At 37.2% G+C, this 23,702-nt stretch carries 20 protein-coding genes and 1 pseudogene; 9 read left to right on the forward strand and 12 right to left on the reverse strand.

Annotated features, from left to right (window positions below; genetic code table 11):
* Positions 1–110: 110 nt before the first annotated feature.
* Positions 111–785: a PTS sugar transporter subunit IIAB gene (locus FFM71_RS11395; RefSeq protein ID WP_223876538.1), complete on the forward strand. Its 675-nt coding sequence runs from the start codon at positions 111–113 to the stop codon at positions 783–785.
* A 163-nt stretch (positions 786–948) separates the two neighbouring features.
* Here the strand turns inward: FFM71_RS11395 and FFM71_RS11400 are convergent, their stop codons facing one another.
* A complete protein-coding gene (locus FFM71_RS11400) occupies positions 949–1,788 on the reverse strand; it encodes an alpha/beta fold hydrolase (RefSeq protein WP_137612278.1) in 840 nt (279 codons plus the stop codon).
* Positions 1,789–1,907: 119 nt separating this feature from the next.
* On the opposite strand from FFM71_RS11400, the gene FFM71_RS11405 reads away from it, so the two are divergent.
* A complete protein-coding gene (locus tag FFM71_RS11405) occupies positions 1,908–2,762 on the forward strand; it encodes a LysR family transcriptional regulator (protein ID WP_137612279.1) in 855 nt (284 codons plus the stop codon).
* A gap of 568 nt (positions 2,763–3,330) precedes the next feature.
* On the opposite strand, the gene FFM71_RS11410 is transcribed toward FFM71_RS11405, so the two are convergent.
* The 4 genes from FFM71_RS11410 to FFM71_RS11425 all read right to left on the reverse strand — a co-directional run bounded on the left by FFM71_RS11410 (position 3,331) and on the right by FFM71_RS11425 (position 8,358).
* Positions 3,331–5,214, reverse strand: a complete 1,884-nt coding sequence (locus tag FFM71_RS11410; protein ID WP_137612280.1) for a beta-glucoside-specific PTS transporter subunit IIABC — start codon at positions 5,212–5,214, stop codon at positions 3,331–3,333.
* A 16-nt stretch (positions 5,215–5,230) separates the two neighbouring features.
* Positions 5,231–6,073 carry a PRD domain-containing protein gene (locus FFM71_RS11415; protein WP_137612281.1) on the reverse strand — a complete coding sequence of 281 codons (843 nt, stop codon included), beginning with the start codon at positions 6,071–6,073 and terminating at the stop codon, positions 5,231–5,233.
* A gap of 31 nt (positions 6,074–6,104) precedes the next feature.
* Entirely contained in the window at positions 6,105–7,535 is a 1,431-nt protein-coding gene (locus FFM71_RS11420) for a glycoside hydrolase family 1 protein (RefSeq protein ID WP_137612282.1), read from the reverse strand.
* A gap of 310 nt (positions 7,536–7,845) precedes the next feature.
* A complete protein-coding gene (locus tag FFM71_RS11425; protein ID WP_137612283.1) occupies positions 7,846–8,358 on the reverse strand; it encodes a Crp/Fnr family transcriptional regulator in 513 nt (170 codons plus the stop codon).
* 75 nt (positions 8,359–8,433) lie between these two features.
* On the opposite strand from FFM71_RS11425, the gene FFM71_RS11430 reads away from it, so the two are divergent.
* Positions 8,434–8,991 carry a hypothetical protein gene (locus FFM71_RS11430; RefSeq protein WP_137612284.1) on the forward strand — a complete coding sequence of 186 codons (558 nt, stop codon included), beginning with the start codon at positions 8,434–8,436 and terminating at the stop codon, positions 8,989–8,991.
* 12 nt (positions 8,992–9,003) lie between these two features.
* Entirely contained in the window at positions 9,004–9,396 is a 393-nt protein-coding gene (locus FFM71_RS11435; RefSeq protein WP_137612285.1) for a tautomerase family protein, read from the forward strand.
* Between the two features lie 126 nt (positions 9,397–9,522).
* Here the strand turns inward: FFM71_RS11435 and FFM71_RS11440 are convergent, their stop codons facing one another.
* From FFM71_RS11440 to FFM71_RS11455, 4 genes and pseudogenes are all read right to left on the reverse strand, one after another.
* Complete coding sequence (locus FFM71_RS11440; protein WP_137612286.1) at positions 9,523–10,254, reverse strand: ABC transporter ATP-binding protein; 732 nt, start codon at positions 10,252–10,254, stop codon at positions 9,523–9,525.
* Positions 10,254–11,066 (reverse strand): annotated as a pseudogene (locus FFM71_RS11445) (ABC transporter permease subunit). Before FFM71_RS11445 ends, FFM71_RS11440 begins: the two are co-directional and overlap by 1 nt.
* A gap of 4 nt (positions 11,067–11,070) precedes the next feature.
* On the reverse strand, positions 11,071–12,573 hold the full coding sequence (locus FFM71_RS11450) for an AMP-binding protein (RefSeq protein ID WP_137612287.1): 1,503 nt from the start codon (positions 12,571–12,573) through the stop codon (positions 11,071–11,073).
* Positions 12,574–13,485: 912 nt separating this feature from the next.
* Entirely contained in the window at positions 13,486–14,463 is a 978-nt protein-coding gene (locus FFM71_RS11455; protein WP_223876539.1) for a zinc-binding dehydrogenase, read from the reverse strand.
* Positions 14,464–14,630: 167 nt separating this feature from the next.
* On the opposite strand from FFM71_RS11455, the gene FFM71_RS11460 reads away from it, so the two are divergent.
* Positions 14,631–16,520, forward strand: a complete 1,890-nt coding sequence (locus tag FFM71_RS11460; protein WP_137612288.1) for a fructose-1,6-bisphosphatase — start codon at positions 14,631–14,633, stop codon at positions 16,518–16,520.
* Between the two features lie 294 nt (positions 16,521–16,814).
* On the opposite strand, the gene FFM71_RS11465 is transcribed toward FFM71_RS11460, so the two are convergent.
* Positions 16,815–18,203, reverse strand: a complete 1,389-nt coding sequence (locus FFM71_RS11465; protein ID WP_137612289.1) for a sensor histidine kinase — start codon at positions 18,201–18,203, stop codon at positions 16,815–16,817.
* The gene (locus tag FFM71_RS11470; RefSeq protein ID WP_137612290.1) at positions 18,200–18,892 is read right to left on the reverse strand and encodes a response regulator transcription factor; all 693 of its coding nucleotides are present in this window, start codon (positions 18,890–18,892) and stop codon (positions 18,200–18,202) included. The genes FFM71_RS11465 and FFM71_RS11470 overlap by 4 nt, the downstream gene beginning before the upstream one ends.
* Before the next feature lie 966 nt (positions 18,893–19,858).
* On the opposite strand from FFM71_RS11470, the gene FFM71_RS11475 reads away from it, so the two are divergent.
* From FFM71_RS11475 to FFM71_RS13475, 4 genes are all read left to right on the forward strand, one after another.
* Positions 19,859–20,281 (forward strand): Fur family transcriptional regulator, encoded by a 423-nt coding sequence (locus FFM71_RS11475; protein WP_137612291.1) that lies wholly within the window; start codon positions 19,859–19,861, stop codon positions 20,279–20,281.
* A 117-nt stretch (positions 20,282–20,398) separates the two neighbouring features.
* The gene (locus FFM71_RS11480; RefSeq protein WP_137612292.1) at positions 20,399–20,935 is read left to right on the forward strand and encodes a PadR family transcriptional regulator; all 537 of its coding nucleotides are present in this window, start codon (positions 20,399–20,401) and stop codon (positions 20,933–20,935) included.
* Between the two features lie 3 nt (positions 20,936–20,938).
* Complete coding sequence (locus tag FFM71_RS11485) at positions 20,939–22,357, forward strand: MFS transporter (RefSeq protein WP_137612293.1); 1,419 nt, start codon at positions 20,939–20,941, stop codon at positions 22,355–22,357.
* A 233-nt stretch (positions 22,358–22,590) separates the two neighbouring features.
* A complete protein-coding gene (locus FFM71_RS13475) occupies positions 22,591–22,752 on the forward strand; it encodes a hypothetical protein (protein WP_171000563.1) in 162 nt (53 codons plus the stop codon).
* A gap of 150 nt (positions 22,753–22,902) precedes the next feature.
* Here FFM71_RS13475 and FFM71_RS11490 read toward each other — a convergent pair whose 3' ends face one another.
* The gene (locus FFM71_RS11490) at positions 22,903–23,700 is read right to left on the reverse strand and encodes a metal ABC transporter permease (protein ID WP_137612294.1); all 798 of its coding nucleotides are present in this window, start codon (positions 23,698–23,700) and stop codon (positions 22,903–22,905) included.
* Positions 23,701–23,702 lie beyond the last annotated feature (2 nt).

Below are 23,702 nucleotides of genomic sequence, written 5' to 3' on the forward strand. Positions count from 1 at the left end.
CATTGTTAGTGTCGGAACTCCAATGATACCTGATTTTTTCGTCTTGGTGTTTTTTTATTCAATTTTTTTCAAGTGGCTAACTTGATTATAAAATTTGCCATCCAGAATTAATGGCAACTGATAACCAATTTATGGCGGTAGGTGCTAAGGGTGTGGTTCATAATAATGAAGCAGTTCAGGTTATTATTGGACCTGATGTAACCAATGTACGTGAAGAAGTCGATGATTTAATGGAAAATGGTGGTTGGGAGGAATTCAACAACCAAATTTCGAATGATACACCTGTCGCGGAAAAAGAAAATGAAACAGAATTTGCAACAAATGAATCTCAATTATTTGCCCCAGTAGATGGTAAATTCATTAATATTGAAGAACTAAAAGACGATGTTTTCTCTCAAAAAATGTTGGGAGATGGTTATGCAATTGAACCAAGTAATGGCGATATTTACGCCAATGTCGAAGGAACAATTGAATCAGTCTTTCCAACTAAACATGCCATTGGTATTAAGAGTTTGAGTGGGGCGGAAATTCTACTACATTTAGGTTTAGACACAGTAGAACTGAAGGGTAAACCATTTGATATTTTAGTTAAGGAAGGTGATAGCGTTAAAGAGGATACTAAGATAGCTACAATGAATATTGATGAAGTTAGAAAAAGTGGTAAAGACCCAGTAGTTATCACGGTCGTAACTAATAGTGATCAATATAAATTGAATAAGTTTAAAGAAAATAGTGGTTCAAAAGTTAAACATGGTAATTCAATTGTGCTAGTTTATAAGGGTTAAACACATAAGTGGTATAAAAAAGAGAGTGTGATAAATTCTGGTCAAATTTTGAGCATTCAGACAAAGAGACACTGTAATCCAATTTTGGATTGCAGTGTCTCTTGTAGTTTAAGCGGTAAAAGCTATATCTCAGCTCTGAAAACGGCAGACTTCAATAAAATTTTTATGCCCATTTGTTCAAAATCAGTTTTCCAATTTCTTTCCAGTGTGACTCAAGTACAAAGTGCCCACCATCTAACAGATGAATTTCCACATTTTTGTCATCCTTCTTGAAGGTTTCAGCTCCTTGATAAACAAAACTAGGATCATTTTTACCCCAAGCTGCTAAAATTTCTGGTTGGTAATCACGGACATATTTTTGGAATCGTGAATAATTTTTAACATTATTTTGATAATCAAAGATTAAATCCGATTGTCTTTCGGCATAATCAGGTGTCTCTGTATAGTGAATATCCAAGGTATATCCATCAGGTGAAATGCTGCCCTTTTTCTCACCACCAGTATATTGGCCAATAATGGTTTCAGGTTTAAAGGCAGATTTATAACTTTCACGCAATGCAGCTGTCGGATTATCCCAATAAGCCTGACGATCGGCCCATTTTGCTCCCAAACCTTCTTGATAAATGTTACCGTTTTGACTGACAATACCAAGAACTTTTTCTGGATGACGTGCAGCTAATTCAAAGCCAATTGGAGCACCGTAATCAAAGACATACATGTAAAACTTATCAATCTGTATTTCTTTGATAAAATCATCAACATAATTTGTCAAATTTTCAAATGTATAATCAAAATCAGTATGCAATGGAGCTTCTGATTGTCCAAAACCGATAAAATCGGGAGCAATTACATGAAAATCGTTTTCTAACATGGGCATTAGATTACGGAACATGTGACTGGCTGTTGGGAAACCGTGTAGTAATAAGAACGTTGGTTTATTAGCATCGCCACTCTCACGGTAAAAAATATTTAATCCATTTACTTTGACTGTTGAATATTTCATTTATTTATCCTCTTGTGTTGTTTATTTAATTTACAAGTTCATTGTAATGCGTTTGAGACATATAATGAACTACGAAAATAAGAAAATGGTCATCTCAAAAACAGATAGGTAAGAATAATATGAATATTGATGCATTAAAAATGTTTGTGACAATTGTTCAAGAAGGCAGCATCTCCAAGGCGGCTCAAGAAATGGGCTACGCACAATCGAATATTTCCACCAAAGTACATAATTTGGAACTGGTATTAAAGACACAATTATTTTATCGAACGGCTCGTGGTGTGACGCTAACAAAAGCTGGAGAATTGTTATACGGACAGGCTATTAAAATTATTAAGCTTAATAGTGAAACTATAAATAAACTGCAACATCCTCAAAGTGTAGTTGGATCATTAAAAATTGGGACACTTCAAACCGCAGCGTCTACCTTTCTACCTCAGATACTGTCAAATTATCATCAGAGTATTCCTGATGTTGAATTATCAATCCAAACCGGAACGACTCTGGTCAATACTAAAAGGATATTAGATTATCAACTTGATGGTGCAATTATTGGTGGTCGCATTGATGAAAAAAATTTGATTTCGATTCCTATTATGACTGAGAAACTTTGCTTAATAACGGCCAAAAATATGCCGTTAGACATTGAAAAGGACTCCTTATTAGTCTTTCCAGTCGGTTGTGCCTACCGAAAAGCATTGGAGAGTTGGTTGGATTCTAAGCAAACCATGATTCATCATCCGATTGAATTTAATTACTTGAATGCAATTATTGCTAGCGTCAGTGCTGGCCTAGGCATTAGCGTTTTGCCGGAAAGAGTTGCCCAGCCATATTTGGATACTAACGTTATTCAAAAAATTGATTTGCCAAAAGATTTTTCTTCCTTACCAGTTTCGTTTATTTATCGTCAAGACTATGTTATTAATCCAGCATTTACTGAGTTTATCAAAGAAATTAAACGGTTTTTCAACTAAAGTTTGGTTATGAGTAAAAGGTTGAAAGTCTAGATAAGTATGCCGTTTCCAGAGCTGAGAGTATTCAATTGCTGCGCGGAACGGCCCGAGCCTGGGAAGCGGTCTCGAACCTCGGTTGAAGCCTCGCAAAAACCGCGAGTCTCCAACGCGCCCGGTGGTGTAATTGCTGAAGCAATAACGCCACTTTCGCTGCAAATGAATACTCTCAGCTCTTCCAACTAATTTATTCTTTTAATGGTAGGAACAATAAAATTAAGATTAAAGATTAAGATTTCTGATTATTTAAAAAATAAATAAACCGCCAATCATTAGAAGATAGATCTGAAGGCTACAATCCACTAGTCAATTATTGTTTCGAGTACAATTAACAACCAAGTTTATCATGTTCGAATTCGCTAATCTTCGGGATTAAAATTAGCCTTCTTCTTTCAACCTTTAGTTAAAAAATATTGAATTCAAAAACAGCGACCATAAGAAATTATCGTGATTTCTTGTGGTCGCTGTTTTAGTTTGTAGAGCTTTTTTAGTTGCTGTTAGACAATATATTTCTTGAGATTCCGAGATGGTATCAATTAGATTGTGTATCTAATGATGAGTTCAAAACTGTTCCGTCAGAATCATTAGCTTTCATACGTATATGAATTAAATTTTGTTGTTGAGGATTATCAATCTTAGTCGAAATGTCGTTGAATTGATTACTGTTAGTTACAACCATCATAACTGTAGTATCGTAACCGGCCTTTTTGATACTATCTAAGTCGAACTCAATCAAATCAGTGCCAATTGAAACTTTACTACTTTGTGTAACAAGTGTTTTGAAGAATTTACCATTCAACTGAACGGTATTGATACCAATGTGTAATAATAGTTCGACGCCATCGTCACTAGTTATACCAATTGCATGGCCAGTTGGAAAGACGGCACTAACAGTACCATTGACGGGTGACTTTAGCTGTCCTTCAGTCGGTTCGATAGCGATACCGGTTCCCATAGCACCACCTGAGAAAACAGGATCATTGACGGTTTCCATAGAAATAATTTTTCCGGCAATTGGTTGTTTAATATCAACTTCATTTTCAGTAATTAATTTTTCGGCTTTGCTATCAGAATCAGTAGTAGGTTTTATTCCGAATAGGTAAGTTAAAATTACGGCGCCAAAGAATGCGATTAATAATCCAATTATTTCTGCTGTGAATCCTTGCCCCAAGTATGTTGGAATAGCTAAAAGACTAGGGAATGTAAACGTTGAGGCGTGAACCTGATTAGCACCAATGACCGCACCACCAATGCCTGAGGCAACCATCGCACAATAAAATGGTCGTTTGAGCTTTAAAGTTACACCATAAATAGCGGGTTCAGTAATCCCAAATAGTCCAGTGATAAATGCGGAACCAGCTAATGTCTTCATTTTTGGATCTTTGGTCTTTAAGAAGACGCCCAATGAAGCACCTGCCTGAGATAAGACTGCAGCACAAATGATAGGAAGCCATTGATCATAACCTTGATTAGCAACATTATTAATCATGAGGGTGATCAATGCCCAGTGAACACCGAAGATAACAATGGTTTGGTGTAGCGCTCCCAGAATGGCACCTGCAAACATTGGAGAGAAGTTATAGAGCGCAGCAAGCATAGCTGCTAGGATATTACTAATGCTTGATCCAACTGGTCCAATAATAATCATTGAAACTGGCAACATCACAATCAAAAGAAGTAACGGTGTTAAAACGTTGCGCATTGACTCTGGAAAAATCCTGTTTAGCAATGGTTCAACGTAGGAGAGTCCCCACACAATTAATAATATAGGAAAAACGGATGCTGTATACGTTACAGGCATAATAGGAAGGCCGAAGAAGCTTAACGAAATGCCTTTAGAGGCAGTTGTTGCCAAAGTAGGATAAATCATGGCTCCGGCTAAACTTACTGCGATAAATTTGTTTACTTTTAGTTTTTGAGCGGCAGTAAAGGCCAGAAACAAAGGTAGAAAGTAAAATACAGCATCACTAGCAGCATACCAGAGTTTATAAGCTCCACTATTGGCAGATAACCAGTTCATAGTTGTTGCTAAGGTAAGTAAACCTTTGAGAATTCCGGCACCTGCCAAGGCACCCAGAAAAGGGGTAAAGACAGCTGAAACAAATTCCATCAATGCGTTGATAGGATTTTGTCTCTTTGCTTTAGTATCAACTGGTTTGATATTGTTACTTAAATTTAATTGAGAACTTAAAGTGTCAAAGACGTCTTCAACCGCATTGCCGATGACGATTTGATACTGACCAGCACTTTGAACGACGGTAATAACACCGTCTAGGGATTCTATAGTATTGGTATTTGCTTTTGATTCGTCTGCCAATTTAAATCTTAAACGAGTGGCACAATGCCACACATCATTAATATTTGTCTTACCACCAACGTTCTGAATAATGTTAGCAGCTAAGTTTGTATAATCCATTATTAAAACCTCGTATTTAACTAATATTTTCTTTCATAACTCTTTGAATATGTATTGTTAGAAACGTCAATTCATTGGCTGAAACCGTGACATTTAATTGTTGCTGAATATAAATTTGGACCTTTTTGGCAATTTCAAAGGCCTTAGGATAGGAGTTTGAAATTGTTGTGAGTAGTTCAATATTGTCGTCACTATTACCAGCTGATTTATCGGTATCATAAATTCTTACTAAGAGAAAATTTAAATGTGTAATTAATCTGCGATAACTTACTGATTTATCATCAATAGGTCGGCTCATTCGATATTGAATGATGTTTAAGATGTCACTAGTTATTTTGAGATTTTTATTGACGTCAGAGTGGTTGTCTGTCGCTCCTTCAATAAATTTTAAACCGATGAATCCAGCCTCATCTTGAGGCAATGTAACTCCGGTAGCCGTTTTAATGATTTTTAGTGCATCATAGCCAATTTGGTATTCAACTGGATAAATTTTCTCGATTTGCCAGAGCAAATTATTTTTAATAATAATACCTTGTTCTTGTCTTTGAACTGAAAAGTGAATGTGATCTATTAAAGCAATTAGAACGGACGAATCGAATTTGGTATTAAGTCTTTTTTCTGCCTCTAACATTATTTCGGCTGAGATATTAAAATATATCTCTGGAATTGCATTGATTAAATCTAGGAAACCATTAAAGTGGGAAAATTTGGAAGCCATAAATATTTTTTCGATTTTGCTTTGATCAACATCATCGCCAGAATGCTTATGGAACGCAACGCCTGCACCCAGTACAATGAACTCCTGATGATCTGACTCTGCTAACAAAACGTTATTATTAAATGTTTTTTTGACTTTCATAATTTGAATGTTCCTTCCGGTTTGATAGTTCTCAGTCTATCATTAATCCATTGGAATCAATGACATCCTTATACCAATAAAAACTATCCTTAGGAATTAATTGTCCCGACCCATTACCTTCGTCATCGTAATCAACATAAATGAAACCATATCGTTTTTTCATTTCAGCCGTTCCCGCACTGATAATATCGAATGGTGCCCAAGAGCAGTAGGCAAAGATATTAGCTCCATTAGCTATGGCTTGCTTCATAGCTGCCAGATGTTCTCTGTGATAGGCAATGCGGTAATTGTCATGTATTTTTCCATCAGATTCTATGACATCATTAAATCCTAAACCATTTTCAGCAATCATCATGGGAACACCATATCTATCCCAATAACTAGACATACATATGTAAAGCCCATTGGCATTGATTGACCATCCCCAAGCATTTTCCTTTAAGTACGGGTTATCTACCAGTTCTGGTTGACCAGATTTTTCGTTAGCTTTAACGGTGTGGGACCAGTAGTAGGAGACGGCCAGAAAATCAGCAGGATTATCTTTCAAAATTTTTTTATCTTGATTAGTCATTTCTATATGGATTTGATTATCTGAGAAAAATTTTAAAGCGTAAGCTGGATAGTATCCACGAAGTAATACATCGCTGAAAAAGTACTGCATGCGATTGTAATTGAACGCTGCTTCAACATCATCAGGTTTGCAAGAGAATGGGGTTACTAAGTTATCGGCTAGCATCAATCCGATTTTTAGTTGAGGATTAATAAGTTTTGCCTTGGCTTTGACTAATGCTGATGCGACAAATTGATGATGAAGTGCTTGATACTGATCTTGTAAATAGTTTCCGTCGTGTTTATCGATAATCCCTAGTGATGCAAATCCCTCACGATCAAATAAGTTTATTTGATTCATGACAATCCAGTAGCTGACATACTTTTGGTATCTTTTTATTATGATTTCACTGTATTTAACAAATAGATTGATGATTTGTTTGTTTTTCCAACCGCTGTATTTTTCCACCAAATGTAATGGCATTTCATAATGAAAAATAGTAACAATGGGTTCAATATTCTTCTTTTTCATATAGGCGAATAACCGATCATAAAACTTCAATCCAGATTGATTAGGTTCGGATTCGTCTCCATTGGGAAAAATACGAGTCCATGCTATTGAAAGTCTTAATGTATTGATATGCATTTCGGATAATTTGTCGATATACTCCGTGTATCGTTCGTAGAAATGGACGCCATTTCTTTTGGGATAATAATAATCACCATTTTTATATTGTTCATAATGTTGTTGATCAATATTATTAAAATGTAAATCGGTTGGTTTAGCATTGGCAAAGTAGGGCTGGATATCAGCCGTACTTATTCCCTTTCCACCGGTATTAAAGTCACCCTCAGCTTGATTAGCAGCAATCGCTCCGCCCCAAAGAAAATTATCTTTGATATTATTATTCATAAAAAACCTCCTGTGAACGCAAAAAAAGCCCCTCAGGGATAACTGCACACTTTTCCCGTAAAGAAAAAGCGTACGGTCATGCCCTGAAGGACTAGGTAACATTCCGTATTTACTTGTTGAAGTTATAATATAATGCGCTTACATAAATGTCAAATCTATTTTTTGAAAATGATAAATTCACGTCGATTCAATTTTATTTTCAGTAATGGGGAATTTTAATTGCCAACTAACCGTCTCTGATGTAGCAACTAAATACAACTCTATTCCTACTTGTAGATAGTAATTGATAAATAGGACTATTGAATTAATCTTACAAGTCTAACAAATAATTATAAAGTCGTTCTTTTGAAGTCAACAAAGTGTCGGATATATCACGCTGCTCCAAAGAAGCCAATCGTTTACCGAGGATATCGACTAATGATAAGGCCATCTCTGGATAATTTTTTAGAACTTCTTTAAAGGCATTTTGTTTTAGGTAACAAATTTCAGTTGGTTCAACTGCCTGAGCAAAATTGTGATGTTCATGATTAGTAAATAGTGCTCCCGTCAAATCAACTTCACGTGACCTTAACATATAAAGTGTTCGTTCGCGGTCATCATTAGCATAACTGTAAACTCGCACACGACCTGAATCAACAATCATCAGTCGATCATTGGGTTCACCTTGAGAATAAATCATTTGCCCAGCGGGAATCTTTAGCTGATGAACAGATACTTTGGCTAATGCTTCGATAACATTTTGCGGAGCACCTTTAAATATGGAAACTTGTTCAACGCATTGAATCGGATCGTGAGTCATAAAAAATTTGCCCTTTCTTGACATATGTCAATTCTAATTCGGTAGGTTCAGTATACAATTACTATCGTAATCAAGACAGTAATAAGTGGAGGACTTAACATGACTGAAAAATATAGTGCAAAGATTGTTTCATTAAATGAAGATAAGATTGGTACTGCAGCACATGGAAGTGCTACTTTTGAAATTGAAAATAATGTCATGAAAATTCATATTTCAATGAAAGATACTCCAAAGAATACCCAGCATTGGGAACATTTCCATGGCTTTCCAGATGGTAAAGAGGCTCAAATTGCTACAAAGGCTCAAGATGTCAATGGTGATGGATTCGTTGACTTACCAGAAACAGAAGCCGTTTCTGGGACGACTATGGTCCCATTCGATGCGGCTCCACACGATATGAATGTTCCAAATGATACATATCCTGTATCAGATATTAATGGAAGTTTCGAATACGAAAAAATTGTTCCGTTAGATAAATTACGTGCTAAGTTTAAGGAAGTTTTTGGAACTGACGATTTGGAATTGGATAAACGTGTTATTTACGTTCACGGTGTACCGGCAGATTTAAAATTGCCAAATACAATTGCCGGCGCGATTGGTAAATATGATCAACATGTAACGTTACCAATTGCTGTGGGTAAGATTGTTAAAGATTAGGAGAAAATGAATATGCCATTAATGAGAATCGATATGATTAAAGGTCGTGACAAGAAAGAAATCAAGGATATTTTAGATATTTCCTATAAAGTTGCGACGGATGAATTACATTTATTACCACGTGACCGTTACCAAGTTGTTACTCAGCATGAACCAGAAGAAATGATTTTCTGGGATGTTGGTTTGGGTTTAAAAAGAACTGATAAAATTTTGTTGTTCAGTTTAACATCAAGTCCGCGTGAACAAATTGACAAGGAACACTTCTATGCCAGCTTGGTAAAGGCTTTGCATGAAGGCGTTGGCATTTCACCATCTGATGTGATGATCAATATCACTAGTAATACGAAGGCTGACTGGAGCTTTGGCAATGGTGAAGCACAATTTTTGAATGGTAAGCTTAATTAATTATTTCACCTCGGATTCTAAACGATAGAAGCATGAACTGGGTTTTATCGGAATCACTCCCAATATAAAAAACACTTTCAAATATTTAGACGAAAAAAGTCTAATGTTTTGGAAGTGTTTTTTATTTTAGGCTGTTTTAATTTCAACACGTTTTTCATCAAGAATCTCACCTAAAACTCGATCAGCTACAATACCAATTTGGCCGGCATTGCGGTTCTTAGGGCAATCTTCTTCATAAGAATTAGTTGAATCTTTCATAACAATAATTCGGTCGGCCATGCGGGCGGCTTCTTCAACATCGTGGGTAACGAGGATAGTTGTTAGATTTTGTTTCTGACAAATATCGAGAATTAAGTCCTGCATTTTTCTTCTGGTTAAAGCGTCCAAGGCTCCCAAAGGCTCATCTAGTAACAGAATCTTAGGATGACTCATCAAGGCTCTAGCTAGGGCGACACGTTGTTTTTGACCACCAGATAATTGAGTTGGATAGTGATCGGCGTAGTCCTCAAGTTCGACTAATTCGAGTAATTCCTGAGCATGCGCTTTAGTGTTTTTATCCTTTGAACCAAAGGATAAATTGTCTAAAACGGACATCCAGGGGAGTAGTCTATCTTCTTGAAACATTACGCGCATTAACGTTTTCGAATCAGCTTGATCAATTGTGACTGACCCGGTTGTGGGCCGCTCTAATCCAGCAATTAAGCGTAGGAGGGTACTTTTACCACCGCCACTCATTCCGACCAGGGCGATGAATTCACCTTGTTTGATATCGAGGTTGACGTCGTGTAAAGCTGTTAGATTGTTATACGTTTTATTAATATTTTTAATTGAAATCATTGTATTATTTAATTCGTTCATTAAGCATTACTCCTTCCAGTATTTTGCCAATCAAGTAAGAGACTTTCAAAACTCTTAGCGATTAGGTCCGAAATTTTTCCAAGAATGGCATAGACGACAATACATAAGACAACTGTCTCCATGTCGACGAAATCTTCCGCGTTGTTAGCCATATAACCGATACCTGAACTGGCTGAGATTGTTTCGGCAACAATTAAAGTGGTCCACATAACGCCTAGTGCGTAGCGAATTCCGACTAAAATCTGTGGTAAAGCGGCCGGGAAAATTATTTTGAAAAACATTTGTTTTTTCGTTAATTCGTAAGACCTTCCCATTTCAATCAAATCAGGGTCGACGGAACGAATCCCGTGGAAAGTGTTGATATAGACCGGGAACATGGTTCCAATAGCAACCAAAGAAATTTTGGCGGATTCATTGATTCCTAACCAAAGAATGATCAGGGGAATAAGGGCTAAATGAGGGATATTCCGAAACATTTGAATTGATGAATCGAACAATAGTCTACTTGTGTTAGATATTCCGTTGATGAATCCGAGTAGTAGTCAAATTCCACCACCAATCAAGAGGCCAACAGTTGCCCGGTAGAGACTGATACTGAGGTTCTTTGGTAATTCTCCAGATACGGTCAATTTAACGCCGTCTTGGAATACCGCAATTGGTGATGGTAAAACGGAACTTGAGAGCCAACCTAAGGAACTGCTGACTTGCCATAACAAAATTACGATAATTGGAATTAAGAATGGCAAAATTTTATCGACTGGGATAGTGAATTTCTTTCGTTTAGTCGTTGAGAGTGCAACTGGCTTTTCCATAGATTTAGGCCCCCTTGAGTTGTTGAGTTACTTCCTGAGCTAGAAGTGTACGTTGAATTTTCCCGGTAGCATTTTTGGGTAGTTGAGTACTGAAAATATACTTAGTGGGGCGTTCAACAGGTAATAATTGCTCATTTGCTAATTCATTCAACAACGCCAATTGGTGACGATGATCTTGGCTAAGTTTTTTGGGAACAATGACAGCGGTGACGGTTTCACCATAAATTAAATCAGGTGTACCAATAACGGCCATTTCACGGATAAATTTCAAATCGTTCAGACAATCTTCGACGGCTAGAGGATTAATATTTTCACCGCCACGGATAATCATTTCTTTGATACGTCCGGCCATGTGTAGATAGCCTAGATCATCTATGGAACCGAGATCGCCAGTCAGCAGCCAGCCATCATGGAAGGCTTCGGGTTGAGGGTCAAGATAGTGTGTGATGATATGTTCACCTTTCAAAGCAATCTCGCCAATTTCGTTTGGACCAAGTTCTTGATGATTACCATCTAAAATTCTTATTTGAGTACCTTTGATGATACCAACTGTACCTTGAACTGGTCTTTCCAAAGGATTCTGAGCAATTTGGCTAGCAGCTTCAGTCATGCCATAACTTTCAATTAATGGGATGTCGAAACGTTGACCAAATCGTTGGTGAATACTTGGGAGGAGAGGGGCTGAAGCAGTCCGGAGAAACCGAAGCCTATTTTCTCGAGGCTGTTCGTCACGCTGCAATAAAATGGCGACGATGGCTGGGGTCAAGGAAACCCAAGTTACCATCTCACTACTGACTTCTTTCCAGAAAAGGTGAGCACTGAATTTTGGTCGAAATAGTAATTGCCCGTGAGATAGTCGTGTAGCCAAATTTGAAATTACCATTGCGTTGATGTGAAACATAGGCATCAAGATTAAAGTGCTATCTTCTTCAGTTAATTCCTCGCTGTCGATGACATTAAAAGCAGCAGCTAATAATTGGTGGTGCGTTAGTCCGACTCGTTTAGGTTTCCCAGTTGTTCCCGAAGTGTGCATGATTAACGCAAGTTGGTCATCATTTGGTGTTTCTAAGGGATGTGTGTGATGTTCGTTGCGAATAAAGATTTGTACTTCTGGTTCATGTAGGGTGGTCAAACGAGGCTGATTGGTGAAAAGGTCGTTTAAAACTTCCAATTCAGTCGTATCAGCGTCTAAAATAATTGCTGAATAATGGTATTGATCTTCAAGTTCACTGATTTGAATTTCATTAGTTGCGGGATTGATAGGTTGAATAATAGCACCAACTTCCCACAAACTTTGAATTGCTAAAGTATAAGTAACTGAGTTAGTTAAGCTGACAAGCACGATATCATTGTGACCGATACCTTTGTTTTGCCAATAATTTTTCCAAACATTTTCTTCTAAATTAAGTTCACTGCCGGTGTACCAGTGTTGCTTTGCATCTTGCATCAAAGGACGAGTAGCGCCAGCAATTAGTTGTTGTTGTAATCTTTCAGTAAGTTCTGACATAATTTTTTACCAGATTTAAGTGGGATTGGGGGAGGGTTATTACTTAAATCGATGTCCTTTCGATTGAATAACCATAGTTTACAAGGTAACCGTGTTAGCAACTACTTGGTTTCGATAAGGTTTATATAAGAAATTCTTAGAGAGCGTAGACAGGGCGTTCAGCTCCCGAGCATTTTCGTAGATATGTCAATTACACGCTGGTTTTGCGTGTGATTGACATATCTATGAAAAGCGGAAGGAGTTGCCCTGTCGTAGCTCGTTTCAGAGCCACAGCATGTATGAAAAGCGGAAGGAGTTGCCCTGTCGTAGCTCGTTTCAGAGCCACAGCATGTATGAAAAGCGGAAGGAGTTGCCCTGTCGTAGCTCGTTTCAGAGCCACAGCATGTATGAAAAGCGGAAGGAGTTGCCCTGTCGTAGCTCGTTTCAAAGCCNNNNGCATGTATGAAAAGCGGAAGGAGTTGCCCTGTCGTAGCTCGTTTCAGAGCCACAGCATGTATGAAAAGCGGAAGGAGTTGCCCTGTCGTAGCTCGTTTCAAAGCCACAGCATGTATGAAAAGCGGAAGGAGTTGCCCTGTCGTAGCTCGTTTCAGAGCCACAGCATGTATGAAAAGCGGAAGGAGTTGCCCTGTCGTAGCTCGTTTCAAAGCCACAGCATGTATGAAAAGCAGCTTCATAATTTAAAAAAATTTTTGATAACTTGTATTTTGCTGACTTTTAAAATGAATCTAAAGGTTGCAAGGTTAGGTAAGCGTGCCAATTCCAGAGCTGAGAGTATTCAAGTGCTACGCGGAAAATGATAGCCAATAGTTTACTTAGTATTTACGTCTTCTGTACATTTGGCTGTTAGGTAGTAGACGAGGACAACAAAAAAAGCAAAAAGCCCTCAACCACCAAGTGTGATGATTGAAAGCTTTAAATAGTAGCTACTATTTTTCCAATTGTTTTACGTTCGGATAATTTTTCTAATCCTTTACCGATATCTTCGAAATCTATAACTTCAGAAATAACTGGATCTAATTTTTTCTCTGAAAGTAGCTTTGCTAAGCTTTCGGCCATGATTGCCAAATCGTTGAGTTGATTATCATAGTTTGATTGATGAACGCCACCGAGGTTTAGTCCCATTACACTTTGTCCCTTAGCCGAAAGATTGTAGCTAGTTAATGGTGTTTCCAAAATGCAAATTAGGGCACCGTTATATGCAAGTCGAGACAAGTCAGCTTTACTATTGCCAATGTCATTAATAATGATGTCGACTCCGTTATTGTCAGTGATTTCGGCGATCCGTTGATCGATATTTTCGTGGCGATAATCAATAATGTGGTCTGCACCTAACTTTTGAGCGATGTTTTTTTTCTGTTCAGATACAGTTGTGATTACTTCTAGCCCCGCTAATTTTGCTAATTGAATGGCAATTGTACCGACTCCACCGGCACCTGCATGGATTAAAATTGTTTTTTTGCCAATAAGATTCATTTTGCGATGGATAGCTGCATAGGCTGTTAGTCCACTGCATAGGACTGCTGCGGCTGATTCATAGCTCACATTATCAGGAATATGAGCAACTATGTTTGCTTTAGCCTTGGCATATTCAGCGAATACCCCTTGTTTTGTTAAATCATTGTGAAAAAAGACACGGTCACCAATTTGGAAATTGCGATTGTTGATTCCCTTGATTTTTACAATTTCACCAGCAGCATCTAGTCCTAAGATGTGAGGGTATGTCCAGTTAGAGTCATGCTCCTGAATCAATTTAAAGTCAACCGGATTAAGACCTAAGGCGTGGACTTTGATTAGAATTTCATTGTTGTTTAGTTCGGGAATTGGCATATCTTTAAGAGTTATGTCTGAAATATGGGTTTGATTATTGTTGTCGAGTACTAATGCGTTCAAAAGATTACCTCCAGTTATTATATGATAATAGAAAAATTTAACGGAATAAGCATATCACAGATACAGATGGGACCGTTTACATGAAATTTTATAAATGGTATAGTTTTAACTATGTGCTACATAATGAGCTGTAATCTCTATTTTTAAAGAAAGGTCTATATGGGTAAATGAAAAAGAAGTTCACAAGTCAAAATGAAATCAAATCAGAAATCATCAATTTATCAGCAATTTTAAGCCTGCCAAAGGGTACTGAAGTTTTTGTCAGTGATGTTCATGGTGAATATGATGAATTCACTCATATTATGCGGAACGGATCAGGTAATACGAAACAGAAAATAGCCGAATTATTCACTGGTCGACTAACTCCTGCTAGTCAGAAAAAACTGGCCTTTTTAATTTACTATCCATCGGAAATATTGGCTAAAACTAAGGTACGTATGCATGATTCTGATGAATTAAACCAGTGGTATATGGATACTTTCAATAATCTAATTGAGGTTTTGCGTTATACCGCCAATAAGTATACTCGTTCAAAAGTTAGAAAATCCATTGCTCCGGAGTTCGTTTATATTACAGAAGAATTGCTTTATGCGGATTTGAATACTGAAACTAAGCAATATTATTATCAAGATATTATGACGAGTATTGTTAGTTTACATGAGGCTGATGATTTTATTATTGCTACATGTCACTCGATTCAACGTTTGGTAGTCGATCACGTCCATATTATTGGTGACATTTATGACCGTGGACCACATCCAGATTACATTATTGAACATCTGGCACGTCATTGGCAAAATTTTGATTTTCAGTGGGGCAATCACGATATTTTATGGATGGGAAGCGTTGCTGGATCCAAATTGTGTATGCTAAATTTGCTGCGGATTTGTGCACGGTATGATAATTTATCTATTTTGCAAGATTCTTATGGGATTGATTTGCATTCAGTAATTGCGTTAGCTACCAAGTATTATCAGTCTTTAGATTCGTTTAATCCAAAATCTGATACTGGAGAAATCATTTCCGTTGAGGATAAAATTCAAGATAACTGTGTTCAACAGGCAGCAGCCATTATGCAATTCAAGTTGGAAGGGGCTGCCATAAAACGTAATCCAGACTTCCAAATGGAAAATCGTTTGTTATTAGATAAGTTGTCTCCAGATAGAAAGTCGATTATTTTGAATGGAAAATCGTATCTATTACAAGATGGTTGTTTTCAATTAGTTGATATTGATGATCCGTATGCTTTAACTCCAGAAGAAGCGGCCGTGATTGATGATTTGATTCAACAATTTATTAATTCTCAGAAATTAAATAAGCATATTAAATATCTAGTCGATAATGGTTCAATGTATCTCAAATATAATGGTAATTTATTGTTGCATGGCTGTATTCCGGTCGATAAAAATGGTCAGTTACAAGACTTGGTCATTAATGGTAAATCCTATGCAGGTAGGCAATTGTTTGATTATTTTGACCAGATGATTCGACAAGCTTTGCAAAATCCAACTGCTGAAGATTCTTTCAATACCGATATTATTTGGTATTTGTGGACTGGAAAAATGTCGCCATTGTTTGGTAAGGACAAAATGACTACGTTTGAACGATATTTTATCAATGATAATGAGTTACGAGTGGAAAAGTTGAACCCGTATTATTCATTGCGAAAAGAGGAATGGTTTGCGGATCAGTTGTTGCAAGAATTTGGACTGGATATTGACGAGGGGCACATAATCAATGGTCATACACCAGTCAAAGCAGGAACTTCACCAATTAAAGCCAATGGTAAAATTTTTGTAATAGATGGTGGAATGTCAAAGCCTTATCACAAGACGACTGGAATCGGTGGCTATACTTTATTATCCAATTCTTACGGACTGCAGTTGGTAACCCATGAGCCGTTTACAACACGTTCCAAGGCAATTGAAGAGATGAAGGATGTAGTTTCAACTAAACGTGTTATTGAGCAGTCAGTTAAACGCAAGTTTGTCGCTGAAACAGACATTGGTAAAAAAATCAAACAACAAATGGACGAGTTGATTGGTAGGTTGAGTTAGTTTACTGCCGTCTTTCAACCTTCAGTCATTTTAATTGTTAAATCATATATAACGCATAGTGCTAGTTGATAATTTATTACAATATTTGCTCCATTGTATTTTAAAATTTAAAAACGATTAATTAGTCGGAAGGGCTGGGAAATATTCGTGTGTTAAATCCGAGACTGCATTTTGGCTCGGATTGTTCCGCACAGCAAGTGAATATTTCCCAGCCCTGTAGACGGCATATTTAACAAGCACTACAAGTTATATAAAGAAATTTTGAATAAGCAAAAAAGCCCGACTCAATAAGAATCAGACTTCATCAAAGCTAATTTCAAAAATAGAACCTTTGGGTTGATTATCCAAAACCACAATGTCACCATTGTTGATCTTAATCAGTTGGGAAACGATTGATAATCCTAAACCGCTACCTTTAATTTCAGTAGAGTGGGAAGTGTCAACTCGATAAAAGCGTTGGAAAATCAACTTCTTTTGATCATCCGGAATTCCCACACCCAAATCTTTAACTGATAATTTCACTTTGCCATGGGATTTTTCCAAAGCTAGTGTAATCGCCGTTTCTTCAGGTGAATATTTGTTGGCGTTGTCCAATAATGCGACGATAATTTGTTTCAATGTGTCAGTATTACCTGAAATATTTAGACCAGGTGTAATATTCAGCTTCAACTTGTGTGCCAAAGTTTTTTTATACTGGTTACCAATTTGCTCGGCAATTTCGGATAGATTAACCTTTTTCAAAACTAAGTCGGCCCGATCGGCACGAGATAAGTGTAAGAGGTTAGTGATTAAATTTTGCATGCGGAGGGACTCTTCATCAATAAATCCCAATGATTCAGGGATAACGTCGGGATGTTTGTCACCATGGCGTTTGATGAGATTGATATTACCACGAATGGCAGCAATTGGCGTTTTCAATTCATGTGAAGCGTTGGAAACGAAGTCTTTTTCATGTTGCAATCGTTGATTTTGAGCGTCCAGTAACTCGTTGAAAGCATTACCTAGTTCCTTAATTTCTTGAGGACTATCAGGGACTGTCAAACTAGGCTGATCAGCGTCCGGATCCTTGATAGTACTGCGAGTTTCTTTAACCAAATCAATAGTGGGGGCACTTAACTTGGCAGCCAGTTGTTGTGCCCACCAAGTTCCAAATCCTAGTGTAACAAAAACGATAATACTGATGATTATCAATAATAATAGAAGACTATTGATCAAACGACTCAAACTTGTCCACAATTGATAGGTCGTATCGGCATCCTTTCTCGTATAAAAGAGAAAGAAACCATAGCCTTGAACATAAACGATATGTTGACCAGGTAAAATCAAAATTTTTCGTTGATTGATAAATTTCTTAGAAGCGGTAGTTGTCATGATTTCTTGACCAGTTCGGTTGGAAGCCGCAGTGATTGACGATTTATTAGTTTTAACTCGAATGACTGTACCTTGTTTAGTGTGTCGATTATTCTGATTGCTCCATTGAATAAATCCGGGAATATCATCAATATTTGAACGGTAAAGACTCATCATTTGACCGTTGGCTTCGTGGACGGTTTGAGAATACTGTTGAATTCCGACAACAACTAAAATTATTGCACTAATTGATAGTGTGATGATGATAACAAGCTTGCGAATGGCACTGTTGATTAATTCCTGATAGGATGGGGATTTTTTAGCATCCGTCATTCTGCTACATCCTCAATTGAATAGCCAACGCCACGAATAGTTTGAATCAAAGCCTGATTATTTTTACCATCGACCTTATTTCGTAAATAACCAACGTAAACATCGACCACATTTTGTTGTCCAAGAAAATCTTCACCCCAGACATTGTCGAGCAATTCATCGCGTGTAAAAACTTGTCCAACGTGTTGAAGGAAGAATAACAGTAGGTCATATTCTCGACGAGTTAACTGAACATTTTCGTCGTTGCGAGTAACTTGATGTGATTTAGTATTCAGAATTAAATCAGCAATTTGATAAGTTTGATCTGGTTCAGACAAATTCTCAGCTCGTCTTTGAATAACTCGGACCCGTGCCAAGAGTTCCTCAATTTCAAAGGGCTTTGTAATATAATCATCGGCACCATTGTCGAGACCAGCAACCTTATCACCGATATAATCACGGGCAGTCATAACGATTACTGGGACTTGATCATGTTTACGAATTCGACGGAGGACCTCCATACCATCCAATTTCGGCAACATCCAGTCGAGTAAAATTAGTAGTAATTCATTCTGATGTTTTTCATAAAGTTCCATTGCTTCAACACCATCATTTGCAATAATGACATCAAAGTCCTCAAATTGCAGTTCTTTACTGACGTAACTGGAAAGACTACGTTCATCTTCAACAATTAAAATTGTATTTTTCATTAACAAATCTCCCGATAATTTATTGTTAGTACTGAAGGTTGAAAGTTTATTTAAGTATGCCGTATGCCGTTTCCAGAGCTGAGAGTATCCAATTGCTGCGCGGAACGGCCCGAGCCAAAGGGCGGTCTCGAACCTCGGTTGAAGCCTCGCAAAACCCGCGAGTCTTCAACGCGCCCGGTGGTGTAATTGCTGAAGCAATAACGCCACTTTCGCTGCAAATGAATACTCTCAGCTCTTCCAACTAGTTTATTTTTTTATGGCAGGCACAATAAAGCGAAGATTTCTGAGTATTTAAATAAATTAGCCCTAGTCTTGTAACAATAATGGTTATATAAGCTTTTCAACCTTCAGTTTTTAGTCTAAAGGTTGAAAGTTTGATGCATTATGCCGTTTCCAGAGCTGAGAGTATTCAATTGCTGCGCGGAACGGCCCGAGCCAAAGGGCGGTCTCGAACCTCGGTTGAAGCCTCGCAAAACCCGCGAGTCTTCAACACGCCCGGTGGTGTAATTGCTGAAGCAATAACGCCACTTTCGCTGCAAATGAATACTCTCAGCTCTTCCAACTAGTTTATTTTTTAATAGCGGAACAATAAAATTAAGACTTCTGCTTATTTAAATGAATTAGCTCTAGGCTTGTAACAACAATGGATATATTGATTTCTCATCTTTCCACCTTCAGTTAGTAATATAATCCACTGTTATATATTGCTGGTAACATCTGGCTAGAGTATTTTTATTTGATATTTAATTGAAATCTTTTAGTCATTATAATAGTAAACAGACCTTAATACTAACTAAAAAACAAACTAAAGCGTAAAAATTACTAATTATGCTATACTACTAATTAGCGAAAACGTTAGGCTAAAGTTCATTTACATTTGAGGTTACCTTAATAATATGAATATTTGGCAAATATATTAAATAATCCGGAATGATTAATTGAGACAACAGTTAAGGGTGATACTGAATGGAAAAAGCAATTGAGATTCTTAAACAAAATAATTATAAAATAACTAAACAACGAACCGATTTGATTGATTTTCTAAAAAAATTTACAGTTCAGTACGTTTCAATCAATGATATTGCTAACTATATGCGTTCCCTTTATCCAGGGATGAGTAATAATACAATTTATCGGAACTTAAAGGAATTTGCCGATATTGGATTGGTTGAATATCAAGAAAAGGATAAGACTTTGGTGAAGTATCAATGTGATTTTACACATCGTCATCATCACCATTTTGTCTGTAAAAATTGTGGGAAAGTCACGGAACTAAAGGCTTGTCCGATGGAGTTCTTCGCTAATCAATTACCGGGATTTACGATTGAAGGTCACGCAATTGAGGTTTATGGACTCTGTGCTGACTGTACAAAAAAATTAAAGGCTTAAATTTGCCAAAGGCATAATTTTGATTTTACTGAAATTATGTCTTTTTTTTCTGCAAAAATCGCTTGTTAAATATATCGAAACGATATATACTTAGAAACCGAAAGATAGGTGACAAGAATGTACGAATTATTTATTTTAGGTCAATTGATGGATCATCCGATGGCAGGTTATGCCTTGAGAAAGGCTTTTACCAATATTGTTACTGATGATCAGTCAATTAGTTTTGGAACGCTTTATCCTTTGTTAGATAAGCTAGAACAGGCTGGAGAAATTAGCTTGAGCTTTGAAGAGACAACTAATAACCGACCTCAAAAGTTAGCAACGATAACTGTCAGTGGTAAAAAGCGTTTCTACGAATTAGCTACGGCTACAACACAAATCAATAAGCAGTCTCAATTGACCTTTTTAATGAAAGTACATTTCTTACATTTGTTAGAACGAGAACAACAAGTTTTTATTTTGGAAGATTTTCAAAAGTTTACGGGGACAAAACTGCAACGGCTAAAAAATCTTGAGGCTGAACTGAAGGTTAACCCACGGATGGTGCCAGAGGATATTTCTGACGCATTATTGGTCAAACAATTGCAGATTTTGCGTACCAAAGCCCAATATGATTGGGTTACTGAACTTTTAGAAGAAAGAAAAGAGGCTTAATTTATGGATAGCTTTGCTAAAGATCCAGAGATTCAAAAGCACCGCTGGCTGATTTTGGTTGCCGTTTGTATGTTTACTTTTATGTCAACTTTGGATGGAAGTATCGTCAATATTGCCTTGCCAGTGATGAGTAAAGATTTAAAAATTCCCATGAATCAATCAGAGTGGGTCGTTTCTATTTATTTGATTGTTATTTGTGCATTATTATTGTTATTTGGAAAACTCGGAGATGCTTACGGTAAAATTCGGATTTTCAAAATTGGTTCAATTTTATTTACAATTGGTTCACTATTATGTGGATTCAATTCGGGATTAATATTCTTGTTGGCTGCTCGATCATTACAAGCTATTGGTGCTGCAATGACTATGAGTACGAATAACGGAATTATTACTGAAGTATTTCCATTCAGCGAACGTGGACGGGCATTAGGAACAATCGGTTCATTCGTCGCCTTGGGAAGTATTGCTGGGCCTGGTATCGGAGGACTGATTTTGGCCCACTTACCATGGGGTTATATCTTCCTGATGAATGTGCCTGTGGGTATCATAGCCATTTTATTGGGTATGAAAATTTTACCTAAAGATATTACTTTATCAAAGCAAAAAATTGATAAAACTGGTTCAACTTTATTTGCTTTAGTTATGGTGACATTATTCGCTGGAGTTTTCTTAGGACAAGAAATTGGGTTTGCTTATCCAGCAGTTTTAGTATTGTTTGCAGTTGCTTTAGTAGCATTCGTTTGGTTTATTCGGACAGAATTACATGTTGAAATCCCAATTTTAGATTTAAGAATTTTCAGGAATGCTAATTTTACGATCAGTATTCTATGTGCATTTTTAATTTTTGTAGCAAACTTTTTCTTTAATGTTATATCGCCATTTTATCTTGAGAATGCTCGGGGTTTAGCAGCTAATTATGCTGGCTATGCCTTGATGACATTTCCAATTGTTCAGGTAGTTGTGGCGCCAATTGCCGGTGCTATTTCAGATAAAATTGGCCCCGAATTACTAACGTTTATCGGCTTGATTTTAATTTCAATCAGCCAAATCGGCTACATTTTTGTTGGATTATCGACACCATTGTGGATTTTCATGTTCTTTGTCGGATTAGTTGGATTTGGTAATGGTGTTTTCCAAGCTCCAAATAATTCAATCGTTATGAATTCGGTTGAGGTCAAAGATCTTGGAGTTGCTGGTGGAGTCAATGCACTAGCTCGTGAATTAGGAATGATTATCGGTATCTCAGTAGCGACAACAGTTTTGTTCTCTTCAATGAGTCATACGGCAGGTCACACAGTTACTTCTTATGTACCATCGCGTCCGGAATTATTTATTTCAGGTATGCATGTGGCATTTATGGTTTCACTGGCTATTTGTTTAGTGGCAACAGTTATTACTGGCGTTAGAATGTTAAGAAAATAAATATTATAGGTAGGAAATCACCGGTCCATGCTTAAATTTGGGTACGAGTTGACCCTGAAAACGGCACACTTACCTAAACTTTCAACTTTATTATTTAGAAACTAAAAAGAGAAGTTATTTTGCACTTAGTAAATTTCAAGTGCAAAATAACTTCTCTTTTTTTGTTGAATTTTTAGAATAACATTTATAATTTCGTATTCGAAACTTATGATTACAAATGCTCAGTGGGATTGATGAAGAGTGGATTAACTAAGAAGAATTCACGCCCAATTTATGACGAACAATATAGTTTTTGGATCAAGGACAAATCAGGTGATTATGTGCTGAATAATCCAAGGGCGCGTGCTGGTTTGGAAGATTTAACCAGGTCTATTAATCAGAAGTATAAAAATTGAAAGTTTAGTTAAGTATGCCATTTCCAGAACTGAGAGTATTCAATTGCTGCGCGGAACGGCTCGAGACCGCTTCCCAGGCTCGGGCCAGTCGCACAGCCAATGAATATTTCTCAGCTCTGGAGACGGCAAGCTACCACTACCACAATGCGTTTAATGTGTTAATTTCCAATTTTTATAACTTAAACCACCAAAATAGGCTAAGACTTCAAAGGTTGAGATGAAGAATGTCACGGGCCAATTGGTAATAAAAGCTAGGTAAAGTCCTATCCAAACTCCGGCTAATGATAATCCCACTGAAACTAAAATCATCTTTGGTACAGAATGAACGATATATTTTGCCGTTGCAGCTGGCAGTGTTAAGAGGACGAAGACTAACAATGAACCAACGATTTGAGCGCCAATACTGACGCTTAATGCCAAAGTTATAAGAAAGATGATCGACAATAAGCGCGTCTTTAAACCCGAAGCCTGAGCTCCTAAATGATCGAATGAATCAAATGCTAATGGTTTATAAAATATCAAAAAGATGAAGATAACGAAGAGTGCCAGAATCAACAGTTGTTTAACTTCTGGGGCACTGATTCCAACGATACTACCGAAAAGGATATTTGTTGCATAACTGCTTGATTGAGCTGATAACGATAGAAAGAGAATTCCTAATCCAATAAATAATGACGATATAGCACTGATTGAGGCCTCTCTTCTGGATGCTTCACCACTCAAACTTCCGACAGCAATCGAACTGACAAGTGTGAAAAGAATCATGCCAGCTAATGGTGAAATACCCACAAGGATACCAAATGCGGCTCCAGCAAATCCAATTTCTGATAGGGTGTGTGATAAGAATGACATGTTTCTTGAAACTACGAAAACACCTACCAATCCGGCGGTGATAGCGATGAAGGTACTGGCAATAAAAGCCTGCTGCATAAATTCATATTCAAACATAG

Source organism: Companilactobacillus huachuanensis, assembly GCF_005404815.1.
In the GTDB taxonomy this organism is placed as follows: Bacteria; Bacillota; Bacilli; order Lactobacillales; family Lactobacillaceae; genus Companilactobacillus; species Companilactobacillus huachuanensis.